The following is a 17,145-nucleotide window of genomic DNA, read 5'->3' as shown; positions in this document are numbered from 1 at the left end:
TAGATCCTGGGTTTATATAGAATTTACTTCTCCTTATCTTATTAGGCAACTTCGTCCAAAGCAGGCTTACGCGCTTTAAGCCCCTCTACCAACTTGTAGCCGGAGAGGATTATCACTCCAATGGATAAGCCTATAAGGAGTATATCAGTAATTATGAGCGCTATATTGTGGGTTGGCAGGTATTTGGTAAGGAGCAAAGAATAAAGCCCGCGTAAAGTGGTGAGCATCATAAAGATGGCCGGGATAAGGGTAAACCAATAGGGTTTTTTCCGCACCGAAAGCCAGACCGAGACAGCAATAAGGCTTAAAGCGGCTAGGAGTTGGTTTGCGGACCCGAAAATAGGCCAGATGGCCAAGAACTTGTTGGTATAAGCCAAATATAGCATCATGCCTACAGCAATTAGAGCGTTAAAGTAATACGAGCGGAAAAGAGGATGGGGCTTACCATTAAATAGGACATTCCATAACTCTTCCAGTAAATACCGGTTTAGTCTTACGGCCGCATCTAAGGTGGTGATTTCAAAGCCTTCAATCAGGATAATGCCAAAAACAGTACCGACCATAATAGGTAGCCCTAGAGAATTATGGAGTAAATTACCTGTAGCTAAGGCAAAGGCTAAGATGGGGTTGGAGGCTCCCGAAGTAGGAAAAACGATATTTAAGTATTGGCTAAACTTTAATCCCGCCGCAGCAGTTAAGAGGACCAGGAGGGCAAAAATGCTCTCCACAATCATAGCTCCATAGCCGATGATACTTGCCTGGCTTTCCTTGGTCACTTGTTTAGGTACTGTACCGCTGGCCACTAACCCATGGAAACCTGAAATAGCCCCACAAGCCACGGTGATGAAAAGGAAGGGCCAAACCATACCTAGCTTGGCAGCTCCTTCTGCTAAATTCACCGGGGGAGCTTGAATGGTCACACCTGTCAAACCGCCAACAACCACACCGATAGCTAGCATGATTACGCCAGCATAAAGGATAAAAGAATTGGCAAAATCCCGCGGCTGCAGGACCAGCCATACCGGAATGCCGGCGGCAAAGAAGCAGTAAATAGCAAGAAGCCACATCCATGTTTTAGGATCTAAAGTTACAGGATAATAAACTCCGACGATGACGGAAAATATACAGATACCTATGGCTAGGAGGGAAGCAAGAATGGTATTGATGCCGCGCTTGTAGAGGAGATATCCAATCAGGGGAGCCAAAATCGTCATAACTATTACTGAGGTAGAAGCAATTCCCCCAATTTGAACCATGGGTACATTATTTTTCATCACTATGTGGAGGCTGGTAGTAGCTGGATCTACCTTCAATTCGGAGGCGGGAGCGAGGGAAGTTAAGGCGACGGCTGTTAAATTAAGGAAGGCAGAAGTCACCAGTACTATCATGGCTAGAGTGAAAAGTATAAAGAAGGAAAAGCCCCAGCGGCCCATAGTACTGCGGGCAATCTCGGCTACTGATTTCCCTTTTTCGCGGAGACTAACAAAAAGCACGCTATAATCATGAACGGCTCCAAAAAAGATGCCCCCCAGTACAATCCAAAGCCATACAGGGACGTAACCAAAAAGCATAGCTGTTACCGGCCCGACAATAGGGCCCGCCCCTGCAATGGCCGCAAAATGGTGAGAGAAAACAACAAGCGGAGGCGAAGGCACATAATCCACGCCATCATTTAGCTCAACTGCTGGGGTTTTCCGGGTATCATCCTCACCAAAGATCCGGCTTAAAGCTCTCCTATAGAACTGGAACCCGAAAAAGAAAAGCAACAGGCCTAATAGTAAAGGTACGAGTATATTCATTTCTACTCCCCTCCTTAAAGATTAAAAATTCGCTAATTTGCTAGTAAACTTTTCTATTAATTTTTACTAAAAGCATTTCTTGAAGACTTTCTCTTTTACCGCCCTCCTTATCCCCTCGCTTTACTCCACCATAGAAATTTTAAGGAGATAATTTGGGGGTGTCTTCTCTTTCTTCCTGAACAGCGCATTTTTATCCTGAATAGCATATAAAGCTCCATAAATAAAAAAACCCGGCCTAAGCCGGGAACTTTAGCTTGGTACACTAGCTGGCCACGACTTCTTTTTTGCGCGACTGCTGTAAAAAGGGAAGGAGATAGCGATCTACACCGTAGTAGTAGGCCGCTGGTCCAGCTAACAGAAGTAAAATAGCTATGGTATACATTACCGGGTTAGTGCTAGCCGACCCCGCCAGCATGAAATTCAGATTCATGAAGGCTCCTACTAGCAAGGCGAAAACAGTTACCACACCCAAGATAAGGGCTATGCCAGTTAAGATTTCACCGAAAACTACCAATTTAGCAAACCAGGTATAATGGCCCCCGTCCAGCAAGCCTTGGATAAAGGCCTTATACCAACCGTACTTAATAGCTGGCTGGGTATTAGGTAGAGCTCCCACTGCCTTAGCCCAGAACCCCTTAAGGGCTTCTCCCCCATCCATCCACTTGGGATCTGAAATTTTATGCCATCCAGCTTCCAACCACTGCCAGCCTAGCCAAATCCTCAATAACGTCCACAACGGTGCCAGGCGCAAGTTACGCAAAAGACTTATCATGAGGCCTCCCCCTTAAATTTTGTGCTTGAACTCTCTATGTTTACTATAAACCCAGGCAGGAAGCCCTTGCTATCAGCCCAACATCCTATTTCACCTAGGATTTATACCTTAGGATATACAATCTAGGATATATAATTTAAACCGATGGGAATAATGATTTTAACCCGGGCCTTTAGCTTTAATCCTCCTTTTCTAGGTCGAGCAACCCCTTCTTAAGGGCATACTTTACAAGATCCACCCGATCATGAACACCTAGCTTTTTCATAAGGTTGGCGCGATGGGCCTGGACCGTTTTTATGCTGATGAAAAGCCGTTGGGCTATCTCTTGGTTGGTAAGCCCCTGGGCTACTAGGCGGAGGATCTCCTCCTCCCTGGGGGTAAGCTCAGGCCCCATCCCAGCCCTTTGCTCTAAAGATATACCTTTCTGTAATCCCTCCACCACCCGGCGAGCGATGGCAGAATCTAAGTAAGCTTCTCCAGAGCTTACAGTTCGTATAGCCCTTAAGAGTTCGGTTACCCCGGCCCTCTTTAATACATATCCTGTAGCCCCTGATTTTAAAGCCCGTATGACCAGCTCTTCCTCATCATACATGCTTAAAATAACTACTTTTATATCCGGAAAGGCTTCCTTTAAGGCGCGGGTAACCTCAATCCCGCTTCTATCAGGGAGGCGCAGATCCATAATCACTACTTCGGGCCGGGCCCGGATGGCTACTTGCAGGGCTTCCCTGGAACTTCCGGCTTCCCCTACTACTTCGATATCCTTTTCAGAAGCTAATAATGCTTTAAGGCCCTCCCGGACGATGGCGTGATCCTCCACCAACATCACTTTGATGGCCATTGCCTCGCCCCCCTCTCCGGCGCTACATAGGGGATCCATAGTTCTATCTCCGTTCCCTTTCCAGGCGCAGAGGTTATCTCCACCCAACCCCCGGCCAGGGCTGCCCGCTCCCGCAAATTTATAAGACCCATCCCTCGAGAAGTACTAGCCTCAGGAATAAAGCCTACTCCGTCATCCTTCACCAACAGGCGCAAGCCTGTAGAGCCTAGATCTAACTCAACCCATACACGAGTAGCTTGGGAGTGGCGCTGTATATTGCTTAAAATTTCAGTTACCATGTGGTAGAGATGTTCCCTCTGAAAGGGGTCAAGTTCCCTTTCCTGCTGGCCCCGAACATAAAACACTGGCTTCTGATTAGTAGCGGCAGTATAATCGGCCAGCAGATCTTCTAGAAGAGTAACAGCCCTCCCAGGTAGTTTTATAGAAAACTCCATGGCCCGCAAGTACCGTCGTAACTCGGTTATAATCCCGTCCGCCCGCACTTTTAACTCTTCAAGCTTATCCCGGCAGGCAGTAGGATTGTGGTCTAAAAGCTTTAAAGCATGATCTAATCCTAAAAGCAAGCCATATATGGCTTGAGTTACACCATCATGGAGATCCCGCCGGATGCGCTCCCTTTCTAACCAAAGGAGCTCACGCTGCCGCAAATTCTCTAACTTCTTTTTGCTTTCCACTTCATATAACTCTAGGCTACGGATGATAAAGTAAGCCATAAATACCCCAGCTATGGCCCGCAAGAACTGTACAGGAAGGCCTAGGTGTAACATAAGGGAGGTATTGAGGAAACTGGCGGGAGGAAAAGGAGCAGGGGGAACCACAAGACCACCAGCGAAGGTATAAAGCGCAAAGGCAAAAGAAGCCCCCTTAAGGCTACGCTCTAAAGGAGGGTGCTTTAATCCCCGCAGTTCGCTATGCTGCAAGATTATACCTATAGAACTTAGGAGAGCCCCGGGGAAGGCTAAAAGATAGCGGCTCAATATTTCCATGTAGCTTAGCCAGCCAGGGATCTCGAAGGCATCTTTAGGCTGGGAAGCGAAAAAAATCCATAGCCAAAGGCCAAAAAGGAAAAAGGCCAACTTTATCCCCCACCGCGCCCAGCCCCAGGTGCTGCCCAAAAGTCCCATCCCAAAGGCAAACAAAAAAGCGAAGGAAAGGGCAATAAGGATGGCATGGCCACTAGTCAAAACAGCTCCTTTAAGGGTTTCCCAGCCACTGTTCACAAGCCCAGGCGTAAGAAAAATATAAGCCCACTCGGCTGCCCCATGTAAGAGGCCAAAACCGGCCAAAAGTTTAAGATGTTGACCTAACCGGAAGGTGCTCGGGCGCCTAGCCTGTAGAGCGATACTAAAACCCATAAGAAAAAAAGCCAGTCCATAAACAAAGAATACAAGATACCAATTCCGACTTAGTATATCCTGGAAAGAAGCTTTGAACACTAGACCGCCCTCCTACTCAAGGCGGCACCGCTCGCTATCCCTTCAGGGCATCAGAACCTTAACGTTTTTTAAGAGCCTTCTTTAGTGATCACTTCCTGGCCACCCATATAGGGCCTTAGCACAGGTGGGATCACTACAGATCCATCCTCCTGCTGGTAATTCTCTAATATTGCTGCCAATGTCCGGCCTACAGCTACTCCCGAGCCATTCAAAGTATGTACATAGCGCGGTTTTTCCTTAGGGCCTGGACGAAAACGTATATTGGCTCGTCTGGCCTGGAAATCCTCACAGTTACTGCAGGAAGAAATTTCCCGGTAAACGCCTGCGGCCGGGAACCAGACCTCGAGATCATAGGTTTTAGCGGCCGAAAAGCCCAAATCTCCAGCGCACAGGACCACTACCCGGTAAGGTAACCCCAAAAGCTTAAGGACTTCCTCCGCGTCGCGGGTCATCTTTTCCAACTCTTCATAGGAATCTTCTGGCCGCGTAAACTTGACCAGTTCTACCTTGTTAAACTGGTGCTGGCGTATTAGGCCCCGCGTCTCGCGGCCAGCAGCCCCAGCTTCAGCTCTGAAACATGCGCTATAAGCTACGTGGTAAATGGGGAGAAGATCCCCATCCAAAATCTCATCGCGATAAAGATTAGTAACCGGCACTTCAGCAGTGGGGATAAGGTAATAATCGGTACCGGTCACATGGAACATATCTTCAGCAAATTTAGGAAGCTGCCCAGTGCCGATCATGGTCTGGCTATTTACCAAGAAGGGGGGAAATACTTCTGTATAACCATGTTTTTCTATATGCAAATCCAGCATGAAATTTATGAGGGCTCGCTCAAGACGTGCCCCGGCTCCCCGGTAAAAGACGAAGCGAGCGCCGGCAACTTTACTTCCCCGTTCAAAGTCTATAATGCCTAGCTCCTCCCCGATCTCCCAGTGGGGTCGTGGAGTAAAAGAAAAGCTCGGTTTCTCCCCCCAAGTACGGACCACTACATTATCCGTTTCCCCGGAACCATCGGGAACCGAAGGATGAGGAAGGTTAGGAAGGGTGAGCATCTCCTTTTCCAGTTCTTCTTCTATGGTGCGGATCTCTTCATCCAAGACCTTGATCCGCTGGGAAACCTCTCGCATCTCTAGGATAAGTTCTACCGGATCCTCTCCAGCCCTCTTTAACCTCCCTATTTCTTCCGAAACCATATTCCTCCTATTCTTTAGCCTTTCCACTTCGGTCAAAAGATTACGCCGCTTTGCATCTAGCTTAAGAAAATGCTCCAAGGGAGCAGCCAAACCCCGGCGTTTCAATCCCCGATCTACAAGATCCGGATTCTGGCGTAAAAGCTTAATATCTAGCACTAACTTCTTCCTCCCTTCCCCACTATTATTACACTATCCGGCCATCTTTAGCAAATCCTCCCTATACCTAGGGAAACCTTCCCCCTGGCGCATCCCCACCTAAGCAAAGCTTTAAGCCTAAGCCTTTGGGCTTTCGCTCGAAAAACGCCTCTAGCTTTTTTGTTAAGTTGTGCGGTATCTCCAGCCTTCTACAGGCGGAGGTACCGCACATCCAAAACCCCGTCTACCTGGCGGATGGCGCCCAGAACCTCCCGGGGCACCTCAGAATCGATACGGAGGATCATAACCGCCTCGCCACCGGCTTCCCGGCGGCCCACCTGCATACCAGCAATATTGATGCCATAATCACCTATGGCTAATCCTACAGGCCCTATGATCCGGGGCTTATCTATATGGGGTACAACCAACATATGGCCTTCGAGTTCGGCATCCAGGCTGTATCCGTTAAGGCCCACCAACCGGGGTTCACCCCGTTGGTTTACCGCACCAGCCACTGTATGGCCTTCCCGCCGGCCTTTCACCGTAGCTGTTATCAGAGTAGTATAGTAACCCATTTCCTGGGTCTTGTTTTCCCTAATCCGGATACCCCTCTTCCGGGCTACCACCGGCGCATTCACATAGTTCACTGCCTCCCCTAAGAGGGGGCGCAAAAGCCCTTTCAGAAAAGCATTGGTTAAGGGAGAAAGCTCGTGTTGGGCTAACTCACCACTAGTGGAAAGCTCCGCTTCCAGGATAGGCCCTTCCATAAGCTGGGAAAGAAAACTCCCTAGTCTTTCCACAAGTTTAAGATAAGGCCGCAAAGTCTCCATAGCCTGCCCACGTACTACGGGAATATTGACAGCATTGAGTACCGGTTCACCTTTAAGACAACGTACAACATCCTGGGCTACCTCTACAGCCACCGCTACCTGGGCTTCAGCCGTGGAGGCCCCCAAGTGGGGAGTTACAATAACATTGTCCAACTTAAACAAGGGGCTTTCCGTTAGGGGTTCCTCTTCAAAAACGTCTAAAGCGGCACCTGCCAGGCGGCCGGAAGTTAAAGCCTCGTAGAGGGCTTCCTCATCTACTATGCCCCCCCGGGCTACGTTCAATAGCCGGGCAGTAGGCTTAAGCAAGGAAAGTTTCTCCCGGTCCAGGAGGTGGTAAGTATCCCGGGTAAGCGGTAAATGTAAGGTTAGAAAATCTGCCTGTTTCAACACCTCCTCCAGCGGTAAAAGGGCCACTCCTAAGCGTTCGGCCTGTTCGGGCGCCACATAAGGATCATAGGCTAAAAGGCGCATATCGAAGGCCCGGGCCCGCCGGGCCACTTCACTCCCGATTTTGCCCAGTCCCAGAATACCTAAGGTTTTGTGTCTTAACTCCACCCCTACAAATTTCTTTTTTTCCCATATACCCTGCTTTAGGAGAGCGCTGGCCTGGGGAATATTCCGGGCCAGGGCTAACATCAAGGCCAAGGTGTGCTCTGCTGCGGCTATTGTATTGCCTTCAGGGGCATTAACCACCAGTATCCCCTTTTCTGTAGCCGCCTCTACATCGATATTATCGATACCTACCCCGGCCCGCCCAATAATTCTAAGCCTCTTGGCTCCCGCCAAGGCGGAAGCTGTAACCTTAGTTGCGCTACGTACGATAAGGGCATCAAAGGCGGGCAAAACATTTTTAAGCTCTTCTTCAGCCATCTTCCCCCGGGCTTCCACTTCTAACCCGGCCTCTTTTAACACCTTAATTCCCTGGATATCTATATCATCCAAGGCTAATACCCTCATATACTTTAAGCCTCCTTCCATTTTTGGTACACTTCCAGAGCTTTAGCTACACCAGCACCCCTAAGGGAAGCAACTCCTAAGCTTACTAGAACCTCTTCTAAGGCTACGAGCCCGCTCAAAATGTCCATATGATTAACATAGCCTAAGTGCCCTATACGAAAGACCCGATCTTTTACTTGGCCCTGGCCTCCCGCAACTACCACCCCATGTTTTTCCCGGAGGGGAACAGTGATAGCCGAAGGTTTAAGGCCCGCGGGCACTTTAACTGCTGTTACTGAAGGAGAAGCCACTTGATCTTTAGCTAAAAGTTCAAGCCCCAAAGCTTTCACACCAGCCCGCACCATATCCCTTAAGCAGGCGTGGCGCCGGAAACTTCCCTCTAGTGTCTCCTCTTCCAACATAGCGAGGGCTTCCTTAAGCCCGTACAACAGGGATACTGCCGGCGTATAAGGGGTTTGTCCTTTAATACCATAATCCCTGGCTGCCTTAAGATCCAAGTAATAGCGATTGTTCCTGCACCTTTCTACAGCTTGCCAGGCCCTATCACTTAAGCTAAGCATGGTAAGCCCTGGCGGGAGCATAAAGGCCTTCTGGGAACCGGCAATAGCCACATCGATACCCCACTCATCCACCCGGAGATCGGCAGCGGCCAGGCCGCTAATAGCATCCACCACGAGCAGGGCAGGGTGATCTCCCCTAGCTCGGCTGATGGCCTCTATATCATTGAGAACACCCGTAGAAGTTTCGTTATGTTGGACTAAGATGGCTTTGATCTCTCCTGCCTTATCTTGAGCCAGTCTTTCCGCTATAGCCACAGGATCTGCCGCCTGGCCATAGGGAAAAGCTAATACCTCTGCCTCTACACCAAAACGGCGCGCTATTTTAACAAAACGTTCACCGAAGGCTCCTATAGTTATAACCAAAGCCTTATCTCCAGGGGAAAGGAGATTGGCCACCGCCGCCTCCATACCCCCAGTTCCTGAGGCTGTAAGGATGACTATCTCATTATTGGTTTTAAAGACCTTCTTAAGCCCCTGGGTTACCGTATGAAGGAGCTCTGCAAATTCGGGTCCCCGGTGGTTAATGGCCGGCCGTGCCATAGCCAAGGCCACCCGGGGTGGTACAGGGGTCGGTCCAGGTAAGAGCAAGATCTGCTTATCAATCATACTCTAATTCCCTCCCCGCAATTAAATCTGATTAAAATAAAAACTCCCGTCCCTCCACATGGCAAAGGGACGGGAGTTACTTCCCGCGGTGCCACCCTTCTTGGCCAGGACAGGCTAAATCTCTTTAAACCCATCCTAACCCCCTCTACATGCGTAACGGGCATGCCCGGGCCGATTTGCTCTGCAAGGTCTACCTTGCAGATTTCTCACCGGCCGCTCAGGGGTGCCTGGCTACGACCTCCGGGCTGGTTCCCACCGGCCACCAGCTCTCTCGTTTACCGGATTGGGCCGCGCCCCTGTCCCCCTCATCACTTTATCGCTTTTCTTTTTGGGCATGATTTTAACATAGGGGTAAAGAAAACGCAAGGGGTTCCGCTAAAAGTAAAGCTTCCCCAGCCAAAATTGAACTTTTATAGCCAGGTAAACAAAATAAGCAGCAATATCAAGAAGAGGAATAACAAACCCCCATCAGCTATGAGATCCCGGGCAGTTTGTTCAGTTACCTGACCGAGTTCTCCCATAAGAAAGCCCCCCATCCAAATTCCTTTCAGTTACTTTATTATGAAGGTAGTGCACATAAGGTTCCGCCCTGGGCTTTAAGCTTTCCTTCCTTTTTATTCCTTCTTATCCTCCTTAAATTTATAAGGTTACTCTGGTACATTTCCTAAGCTTATATCTCTAAACCTTTTCTTAATCCCTTCCACGTACCTAGGGTTTATCTCGATCATGATAAAATTCCTCTTAAGACAACGGGCTACATAGCCTGTAGTTCCTACCCCAGCCACGGGATCTAGTACTATGTCCCCCTCCTTAGTAGAAGTTAAGAGGACCCGGCGGAGGAGCTCCACTGGCTTCTGGGTAGAATGGAGCCTCTTCCCTCTCCCGTCCTTTAATCTTTCGGCCCCTGTACAGATGGGTAAAACCCATACATTGGCCCCTATCTTGCCTATCCCGTATTCTTTAGCGGCCTCACGATTAAAAGTGTATTTCTTGACTTTCTTATCCTTAACCGCCCATATTAAGGTTTCTGTAGCGTTAGTAAAGCGGACTCCCAACCAGTTAGGCATGGGATTGGTTTTTACCCATATCACGTCATTAAGTATCCAATACCCTAAATCCTGCATTATCTTGCCGATGCGAAAGATGCTATGATAGGTGGCAATCACCCAAATGGTGGCATTAGGTTTCATAACCCTCCGGGCTTCTGATAATATTTGGGTCATAAAGGTATCATATTCTACAAAGGAACTAAATTTATCCCAGTCGTCCTGAACAGCCTCTACTAAACTCTTTACTTTCCACCTCCGCAAGGTCTTATTAGGAAGCTGGAGAAAATAAGGGGGATCTATGAAGACCATGTCTACTGCTTCGGAAGGAAGTTTTTTAAGCACCTTTAAGGCATCACCCAGGATGACCTTATTTTTAACCTGCTCTAAAGAATACCCTTGCGCCTGGGGGGTATCCACAACAACCAAACTTTCTGCGCAAGGATAACTATTTTCCTTACCATAGGCTTTAAGCTTCACCCAAACCTTCCTCCTTGGTACAAGCCTCTACGGAAACCTTACCCACATCCTTTCCTTTAAGACCAGACCCTCCTTAGCCCCTCTATTGTTTTAAGTTTGCTATTGCTTATGCACATTAAACCGGAAGTTAATTATATCGCCATCGGCCACCACATAATCTTTCCCTTCCAGGCGAACCAAACCCTTTTCCCTCGCTTTGGCCATAGTGCCGCAGGCCAAAAGATCCTCAAACTTCACTACTTCGGCCCGGATGAAACCCCTTTCCATATCAGAGTGGACTTTCCCGGCTGCCTCTTTGGCCCGGGTCCCCTCCCGGATGGTCCAGGCCTTTACTTCCTCCTCACCGACAGTCAAGAACGAAATAAGCCCTAGCCGCCGGTATATAGCCCGGGCTAAACGATGAATACCGGGCTCTTCTATGCCCATCTCCTTTAAAAACGCTTCCCGGTCAGTAGGATCTAGCTCCGCTATCTCCGCCTCTAGCTCAGCGCACAAGGTTAAAACAGGGAGTCCCCGGGCCGAAGTATAGGCTTCTACCCCCGCCCGACCCTCATAATCCCCTTTCTTGAGCTGGTCTTCATCAATATTGACCACAATGATCATGGGCTTAGTAGTCAAAAATTCAATGTGCCGCAAAGCCTGCCATTCTTCCCTAGTCAAACCAGCTTCTACTAAGGGCCGCTCTTCCTCCAAGGCGAACTTACAGCGTTCCAAGGCTTTCTGCTCGGCCAGAAGTTCCCCCTTAATTTTCTTACTGGTCGCTATCCGTTCAAGCCTAGTTTCCACAAGCTCAAGATCAGCCAGGATAAGCTCCGTATTAACAGTATCCAAATCCCGGGCTGGGTTAACTTCCCCCGCTACATGAGGAATATCCTCCCGCCGGAAAGCCCGCACTACATGGATTAGGGCATCCACCTCCCGTACTGCCGCCAAAAAAGCCGCACCGGCACCTGGCGTAAATCCTGGAACATCGATGACCTCCAGTGTAGCTGGGGTTACTTTACGAGGCCGGTAAAGGGAAGCCAAAAAATCGAGCCGTGGATCGGGGATGGGGGCCGTCCGAACGTTGGTCTTAGTCTTGCCCACAAAGGTAGAAGTATCCACCTGGGACCAGGTAAGGAGGTTAAACAGGGTGGTCTTCCCCACCAAGGGTAGACCAATTATTCCGCAAGTTAAGGCCAATTGCCCTTCACCTCGTTTTAAAAGATTAAACCCCGGGGACTTCCCCGGGGCCAACTTTGGAGCCCATAACCGGGATTGAACCGGTGACCTCCGCCTTACCAAGGCGACGCTCTACCCACTGAGCTATATGGGCATGGTTGCGGGGGTTGGATTTGAACCAACGACCTTCGGGTTATGAGCCCGACGAGCTACCCGCTGCTCCACCCCGCAACGAAAACTTGGTCTTTATCTTTTCTTTCCTTATTTGTTTGCTCTCTTGGTGGAGGGGGCTGGATTCGAACCAGCGAAGGCATCGCCAGCAGATTTACAGTCTGCCCCCTTTGGCCAGCTTGGGTACCCCTCCTTAAATATTTCTTGCCAAGCGCAAGACTCATTATAGCAACTCGCTAGCCCTTCGTCAAGGGACTTAAAGAACTTCCATTTTTTCTCTTGCCTCTAAACAAAGCCTTACCCCTTCGCTCTACTGCTGTACTTTGGAAGCTTTGCCTCTTCCCCTATCCATCCCTTTTTTCTAAATAGCGCTCCAGCTTGCGTTTTACCCTCTGCAGAGCGTTATCTATGGACTTAACGTGTCTTTTTAAATCTAAAGCTATCTCCTGGTAGGACTTCCCCTCTAAATAGGACATCAAAACCTGCCATTCCAGCGAGCTTAAAATCTCTCCCATTTTTTCCTCTATGTTGTCAAACTCTTCTCGGCTAATAATCAGTTCTTCGGGATCTGCAATGCTAGAACCGGAAATAACATCCAAAAGGGTACGGTCCGAATCCTCATCATATACGGGCTTGTTTAGGGACACATAGGAATTAAGAGGGATGTGCTTTTGACGGGTGGCTGTTTTGATGGCGGTGATAATCTGCCGGGTTATACACAATTCAGCAAAGGCACGAAAGGAAGAGAGTTTGTCTCCACGGAAATCCCGGATGGCTTTGTAGAGGCCGATCATGCCTTCCTGGATGATATCTTCCCGGTCGGCCCCCACTAGAAAGTAGGACCGCGCTTTAGCCCGCACAAAATTTCGGTATTTATTTATCAAATATTCTTGGGCTACATCGTCCCCCCCTTGGGCCAGCGTGACAACTTCCTCGTCCCCCATGACCTCGTAGGTTTGGAAGGCCTCGCGCTGGATATCAACGCTCATGACATCGCCTCCGCCCCGGTTTCTCCGTACTCATATTTCTCTTGGGTATTTCTCTATATCTCTCTATTCTCTATCTTTCGGGAGGCTTTTTACCTTGTCCAACGACACCATTAATTATACCGGAAATCAAGCTCTCGAGCAAGACTCGAAAAATTTCCTTCTCTTGTAACTTACACTTTTTAGTTTTCCTTGCCCAGCTCCTCTTCCCGGCCAGATGGAAATTTTCGCTGGCGAACCACCTCGTAAAAGAGGGCCGCAGCAGCTGCCGCTACATTAAGGGAAGTTACATGGCCTAATAAGGGAAGCCGCACTACTAGATCACAATGCTTCCTTAATAAAGGAGAAAGCCCCTTACCTTCACCCCCCAAGATCAGGACCAAGGGTACTGTAAAGTCAGCCTCAAAGGCCAGGGTTTCTCCATCCCCCTCCGCGCCTATAATCCACATACCAGCCTCCCTTAAGGTATCCACAGCCTGATGAAGATTAGTTACCCGGGCCACAGGAACATACTCAAGGGCCCCAGCCGAAGCACGGGCCACGGCAGCGGAGAGTCCAGCGCTACGTCGGCGTGGAATTATCACCCCTTGTACCCCACAGGCGTCAGCTAAGCGCAAGATAGCCCCCAGGTTTTGAGGGTCCTCTACCCCATCTAGCATAACTAAAAAGGCAGGCTCCTCTTGGGCTTGGGTTGCCTTTATCAGATCCTCTAGTTCAGCATATTCCTTAGCAGCGGCCAGGGCTACTACTCCCTGATGGGGGGCGGTTCTGGACAACCTATCCAGTGCCTTGCGTTCTACCTTTAAAACAGGTACCCCTCGCTCCTTGGCTAGGAACTGAATCTCGTTAAGGAGGGCACCCTTGGTGCCTTCAGCTATTAGGATCTTGTGCAGGGGACGCCCGGCCTTAAGCGCCTCCCGCACCGCCTGACGGCCAGCCAGCAGTTCTTCCATAAAATTTCATCTCCTGCTTCCCTTTTGTCTGGAGCATCCCCTTTCCTTAAAGATCCCTCGCAGCCAACCTTTTTTCTCCTGCCCCTTCTGCCGACTGCCAAACTTTTCCCTTGGATATCCCTTTTGGCCAAACCCCGTTTCTTGGCTTTCTTATTCTTCTTCTATTTCTCCCCTAGACTTAACTACCGGAGCCCGGCCGCAGCTAAAGGGGCCTTCATAACATATCCCTAAAACTTCGCAATTGGGTCCAGCCTTGGCGAATAGCCGAGGAGCCACCTGCCGCACAACCTCCCTCATTTTAAGGGCCAGCGCCCGTATCTCCCATTGGGCCCGGGAACAGCAGCGTAAGCGGAAAAAATTAAATAAGCTACGGGCGTTAAAAGTGCATATGAGCTTGGTCTCGCACGCCTGGGGCAAAATATAACGGGCATCTTCCCGGGGAACAAGCTTTGTCAGGCGGGCATAAGCTTCCCTTATCTGGGATAAGCAATTTTCAAAGATCTCTAAGGCCTCCGGTTCCCCATTTATGCTGGGCGGCACGATGTATGGAAAATTTTCCTCAGAAACATAACGCTGGGAACGCTGGGAATAAGAGGCTATACGATGCCGGACAAGTTGGTGAGATAAAGCGCGGCTTACCCCTTCTATAGCGAAGGTAAAGGTAACGTGTTCCACCGGGGACTCATGGCCGCAAGATAAAAGGAGCTTGATGAGCCTATCCACCTCTTTATCTTCCATGTTTTCCAAGATTTCAGCTGCCCCCCGCTGGGAATAACAAATACGTGCAGCAGCAGCTACTATTTTTTCCGGCTCAGGGGTATAAGCTATAAGTTCCACCCGCAACCTGCTTTCTCTCCTTACTTCAAAATTAATTAGACCGCTTTATCTTCCAGCGCGGGCCATGGGGGGTATCTTCTACCATAATCCCTAAGGCCTTTAAGCGCTCCCGCAGGTAATCAGCCGTAACCCAGTCTTTCTTCTGCCGAGCTTCTTGCCGTAGCTCTATTATCAATTCTATCAGACCTTGTACTAAACGGTCATCAGCACTTAATTTGGCAGGACCAAAAAGGCCCAAAACCCCCTCTCCCAATTCCTCTAAGGCAAAAGAAGCCAACTTCAAAGCCTCACCCGCCCCAGGGCCTAGCTCGCCTTTATGCAAATAGCTATTGATCTCCCGTACTAGTTCATACAATATAGCCATACCTTGGGCGGTATTAAAATCATCATCTAAAGCTTCCTCAAATTGATCTCGCAGTTCCTGCACACGTATTTTTAACCTTACGGCTTTAGGGTCTTCCTCCCTAGCAACAGCCTCCCTATAAGCTTCTTCCTCCTTCTTGATGCGTTCTAAAGCTTGAGTTAAGGCTATCCGGGCATTAGCTAAACGCTCAAAGCTCCTTTCGGCCTCTTCCAGGTACTCATCGGCAAAATCTAAAGGGCTGCGGTAATGGGTACTAAGAAGATACAAGCGCACCGCTTGGGGAGAAAAGCGGGCAAGTATTTCCCGCACAAGGAAGAAGTTACCCCGGGACTTGGACATCTTCTCCTGATTTACCGTGATAAATCCATTATGCAGCCAAAAACGAGCTAGCGGCTGCCCTGTCCAGGCCTCAGCCTGGGCTATCTCATTTTCGTGGTGGGGAAAGATGAGATCCGCTCCTCCCCCATGAATATCGAAATTAGGGCCCAAGTATTTAAGGGCCATGGTAGAACACTCAATATGCCAACCGGGCCTTCCCAGCCCCCAAGGGCTCTCCCAGGCTGGTTCCCCTGGCCGGCTCTTTTTCCACAAGGCAAAGTCTAGGGCATTTTTTTTGCGTGTATCCACCTCCACCCGGGCACCAGCCAGCATTTCTTCAGGCCGGCGGTGGGATAATTTCCCGTAACCTGGGAACTTTTCCACCGCAAAGTAGATATCCCCCTCTATATTGTAAGCGTACCCTGAGCGCAACAGACCCTCCACCGCCGCTATAATATCCTTGATATGGTCAGTCACCCGGGGATAAAAATCAGCCCGCCGGACGTTTAAGGCATCAGCGTCCTTAAAATATTCCTCAATATACTGGGCGGCCACCTCATTCGCGGTGCGCCCTTCTTCCTGGGCTCGCTTAATAATTTTATCATCAATATCGGTGAAATTTTGAATATAAAATACCCGGTAACCCTTGTATTCTAAATACCGGCGCAAAGTATCAAAAACCACCAAAGGCCGGGCATTACCCAGGTGGATATAGTTATAAGTAGTGGGACCGCACACGTACATGGTTACCCGGCCAGGTTCACGAGGTACGAACTTTTCCTTGCAGCCCGTCAGCGTGTTGTAAAGATGTAAGCTCAAGGCTTTTACCCTCCAGTTCCTCTATCCGGCGTTCCAAGCGTTGTATCTGGCGCTGCAAGCAAAGGAGCATCTCCGCCACGGGGTCCGGCAAGTCCTCGTGGCGAAGATCGATCTCCGAAACTTGAGCATCCGCAATATTGCGGCCATCGCGGACCACAATTTTACCCGGGACCCCCACCACAGTACAATTGGCAGGCACGTCCCGCAGCACCACCGAACCCGCACCTATTTTTACGTTATCCCCAATGCAAATATTGCCCAATACCTTGGCTCCAGCTCCTATGACCACATTATTGCCAATAGTGGGATGGCGCTTGCCCTTCTCCTTACCTGTCCCCCCCAGGGTTACCCCTTGATAGAGGGTAACATTATCCCCTATCTCAGCCGTCTCCCCTATGACCACACCCATACCATGATCGATAAACAGCCCTTTCCCTATACGGGCACCAGGATGGATCTCAATCCCTGTTAAGAAACGGTTAAATTGGGAGATGAGCCGGGCCAAAAGTTTAAAACCTTTACGCCAGAAAAAATGGGCTATACGGTGAAGGAGGATGGCATGGAATCCAGGATAGCATAAAATGACCTCCAGCACGCTACGCGCTGCAGGATCCCGTTCAAAAATCACCTGGATATCCCGCTTAATTTGCCTCCACATAGCCCCACCCCTCTAAATTTACTTAAAAAACATCCTAGCTAAATAAGGCCCTCCACCCCTCAGGGGCGGAGGGCCTCCGCGGTCCCACCCTGCTTGGAAGGCAACCTAAAATCTGCCTTCCCCCTCTTTTGGCGCAAGAAAAGCGCCTTCGCCTCTAACGGGGCGAACCCGTGGTAGCCTACTAAGCTTCTAACCTTTCGGCCACCCAGCTCCCGGGCGC

Annotated in this window: 15 protein-coding genes, 3 tRNA genes and 1 other annotated feature (1 of these 19 only partly in view); all 18 genes read right to left on the bottom strand. The window is 49.6% G+C overall.

Features of this window, described 5'->3' with window-relative positions; genetic code table 11:
- Nucleotides 1-41 precede the first annotated feature (41 nt).
- The 18 genes from B9A14_RS00180 to cysE all read right to left on the bottom strand — a co-directional run bounded on the left by B9A14_RS00180 (nucleotide 42) and on the right by cysE (nucleotide 16,925).
- Nucleotides 42-1,799: a carbon starvation CstA family protein gene (locus B9A14_RS00180; protein ID WP_084662953.1), complete on the bottom strand. Its 1,758-nt coding sequence runs from the start codon at nucleotides 1,797-1,799 to the stop codon at nucleotides 42-44.
- 262 nt (nucleotides 1,800-2,061) lie between these two features.
- Nucleotides 2,062-2,571 carry a TQO small subunit DoxD gene (locus B9A14_RS00175; RefSeq protein WP_084662952.1) on the bottom strand — a complete coding sequence of 170 codons (510 nt, stop codon included), beginning with the start codon at nucleotides 2,569-2,571 and terminating at the stop codon, nucleotides 2,062-2,064.
- Nucleotides 2,572-2,749: 178 nt separating this feature from the next.
- A complete protein-coding gene (locus B9A14_RS00170; RefSeq protein ID WP_084662951.1) occupies nucleotides 2,750-3,412 on the bottom strand; it encodes a response regulator in 663 nt (220 codons plus the stop codon).
- Entirely contained in the window at nucleotides 3,397-4,848 is a 1,452-nt protein-coding gene (locus B9A14_RS00165) for a sensor histidine kinase (protein ID WP_084662950.1), read from the bottom strand. Before B9A14_RS00165 ends, B9A14_RS00170 begins: the two co-directional genes overlap by 16 nt.
- A 68-nt stretch (nucleotides 4,849-4,916) precedes the next feature.
- Nucleotides 4,917-6,200, bottom strand: a complete 1,284-nt coding sequence (serS, locus tag B9A14_RS00160) for a serine--tRNA ligase (protein WP_084662949.1) — start codon at nucleotides 6,198-6,200, stop codon at nucleotides 4,917-4,919.
- Nucleotides 6,201-6,388: 188 nt separating this feature from the next.
- On the bottom strand, nucleotides 6,389-7,966 hold the full coding sequence (gene serA, locus B9A14_RS00155) for a phosphoglycerate dehydrogenase (protein ID WP_084662948.1): 1,578 nt from the start codon (nucleotides 7,964-7,966) through the stop codon (nucleotides 6,389-6,391).
- A 5-nt stretch (nucleotides 7,967-7,971) separates the two neighbouring features.
- Entirely contained in the window at nucleotides 7,972-9,132 is a 1,161-nt protein-coding gene (locus B9A14_RS00150; protein WP_084662947.1) for a pyridoxal-phosphate-dependent aminotransferase family protein, read from the bottom strand.
- 231 nt (nucleotides 9,133-9,363) lie between these two features.
- Nucleotides 9,364-9,498 carry a hypothetical protein gene (locus B9A14_RS17855; RefSeq protein WP_269456749.1) on the bottom strand — a complete coding sequence of 45 codons (135 nt, stop codon included), beginning with the start codon at nucleotides 9,496-9,498 and terminating at the stop codon, nucleotides 9,364-9,366.
- Nucleotides 9,499-9,779: 281 nt separating this feature from the next.
- Nucleotides 9,780-10,658: a DNA-methyltransferase gene (locus B9A14_RS00145; RefSeq protein WP_084662946.1), complete on the bottom strand. Its 879-nt coding sequence runs from the start codon at nucleotides 10,656-10,658 to the stop codon at nucleotides 9,780-9,782.
- A gap of 99 nt (nucleotides 10,659-10,757) precedes the next feature.
- Nucleotides 10,758-11,840 carry a redox-regulated ATPase YchF gene (gene ychF, locus B9A14_RS00140; RefSeq protein WP_084666967.1) on the bottom strand — a complete coding sequence of 361 codons (1,083 nt, stop codon included), beginning with the start codon at nucleotides 11,838-11,840 and terminating at the stop codon, nucleotides 10,758-10,760.
- Nucleotides 11,841-11,897: 57 nt separating this feature from the next.
- Nucleotides 11,898-11,973 (bottom strand) — tRNA-Thr (locus tag B9A14_RS00135).
- A gap of 1 nt (nucleotide 11,974) precedes the next feature.
- Nucleotides 11,975-12,050, bottom strand: a tRNA-Met gene (locus B9A14_RS00130).
- Between the two features lie 47 nt (nucleotides 12,051-12,097).
- Nucleotides 12,098-12,183, bottom strand: a tRNA-Tyr gene (locus B9A14_RS00125).
- 151 nt (nucleotides 12,184-12,334) lie between these two features.
- On the bottom strand, nucleotides 12,335-12,979 hold the full coding sequence (sigH, locus tag B9A14_RS00120) for an RNA polymerase sporulation sigma factor SigH (RefSeq protein ID WP_084662945.1): 645 nt from the start codon (nucleotides 12,977-12,979) through the stop codon (nucleotides 12,335-12,337).
- 179 nt (nucleotides 12,980-13,158) lie between these two features.
- On the bottom strand, nucleotides 13,159-13,929 hold the full coding sequence (gene rlmB, locus B9A14_RS00115; RefSeq protein WP_084662944.1) for a 23S rRNA (guanosine(2251)-2'-O)-methyltransferase RlmB: 771 nt from the start codon (nucleotides 13,927-13,929) through the stop codon (nucleotides 13,159-13,161).
- Nucleotides 13,930-14,079: 150 nt separating this feature from the next.
- Entirely contained in the window at nucleotides 14,080-14,772 is a 693-nt protein-coding gene (gene thyX, locus B9A14_RS00110) for an FAD-dependent thymidylate synthase (RefSeq protein WP_084662943.1), read from the bottom strand.
- Nucleotides 14,773-14,797: 25 nt separating this feature from the next.
- Entirely contained in the window at nucleotides 14,798-16,267 is a 1,470-nt protein-coding gene (cysS, locus tag B9A14_RS00105) for a cysteine--tRNA ligase (protein ID WP_084662942.1), read from the bottom strand.
- On the bottom strand, nucleotides 16,209-16,925 hold the full coding sequence (gene cysE, locus B9A14_RS00100; protein ID WP_084662941.1) for a serine O-acetyltransferase: 717 nt from the start codon (nucleotides 16,923-16,925) through the stop codon (nucleotides 16,209-16,211). Before cysE ends, cysS begins: the two co-directional genes overlap by 59 nt.
- A gap of 58 nt (nucleotides 16,926-16,983) precedes the next feature.
- Nucleotides 16,984-17,145, bottom strand: a binding site (T-box leader); it runs 96 nt beyond the window's last position.

Origin of the sequence: Thermanaeromonas toyohensis ToBE (assembly GCF_900176005.1) — a bacterium.
Classification (GTDB): Bacteria; Bacillota; DSM-521; order Neomoorellales; family Neomoorellaceae; genus Thermanaeromonas; species Thermanaeromonas toyohensis.
This window is presented reverse-complemented; position numbering and strand designations above follow the sequence as displayed.

What these genes read in the sequence shown, in the direction of transcription:
- B9A14_RS00180 (WP_084662953.1), bottom strand. Translation starts at nt 1,799, where the DNA reads ATGAATATACTCGTACCTTTACTATTAGGCCTGTTGCTTTTCTTTTTC.
- B9A14_RS00175 (WP_084662952.1), bottom strand. Translation starts at nt 2,571, where the DNA reads ATGATAAGTCTTTTGCGTAACTTGCGCCTGGCACCGTTGTGGACGTTA.
- B9A14_RS00170 (WP_084662951.1), bottom strand. Translation starts at nt 3,412, where the DNA reads ATGGCCATCAAAGTGATGTTGGTGGAGGATCACGCCATCGTCCGGGAG.
- serA (WP_084662948.1), bottom strand. Translation starts at nt 7,966, where the DNA reads ATGAGGGTATTAGCCTTGGATGATATAGATATCCAGGGAATTAAGGTG.
- B9A14_RS00150 (WP_084662947.1), bottom strand. Translation starts at nt 9,132, where the DNA reads ATGATTGATAAGCAGATCTTGCTCTTACCTGGACCGACCCCTGTACCA.
- sigH (WP_084662945.1), bottom strand. Translation starts at nt 12,979, where the DNA reads ATGAGCGTTGATATCCAGCGCGAGGCCTTCCAAACCTACGAGGTCATG.
- rlmB (WP_084662944.1), bottom strand. Translation starts at nt 13,929, where the DNA reads ATGGAAGAACTGCTGGCTGGCCGTCAGGCGGTGCGGGAGGCGCTTAAG.
- cysE (WP_084662941.1), bottom strand. Translation starts at nt 16,925, where the DNA reads ATGTGGAGGCAAATTAAGCGGGATATCCAGGTGATTTTTGAACGGGAT.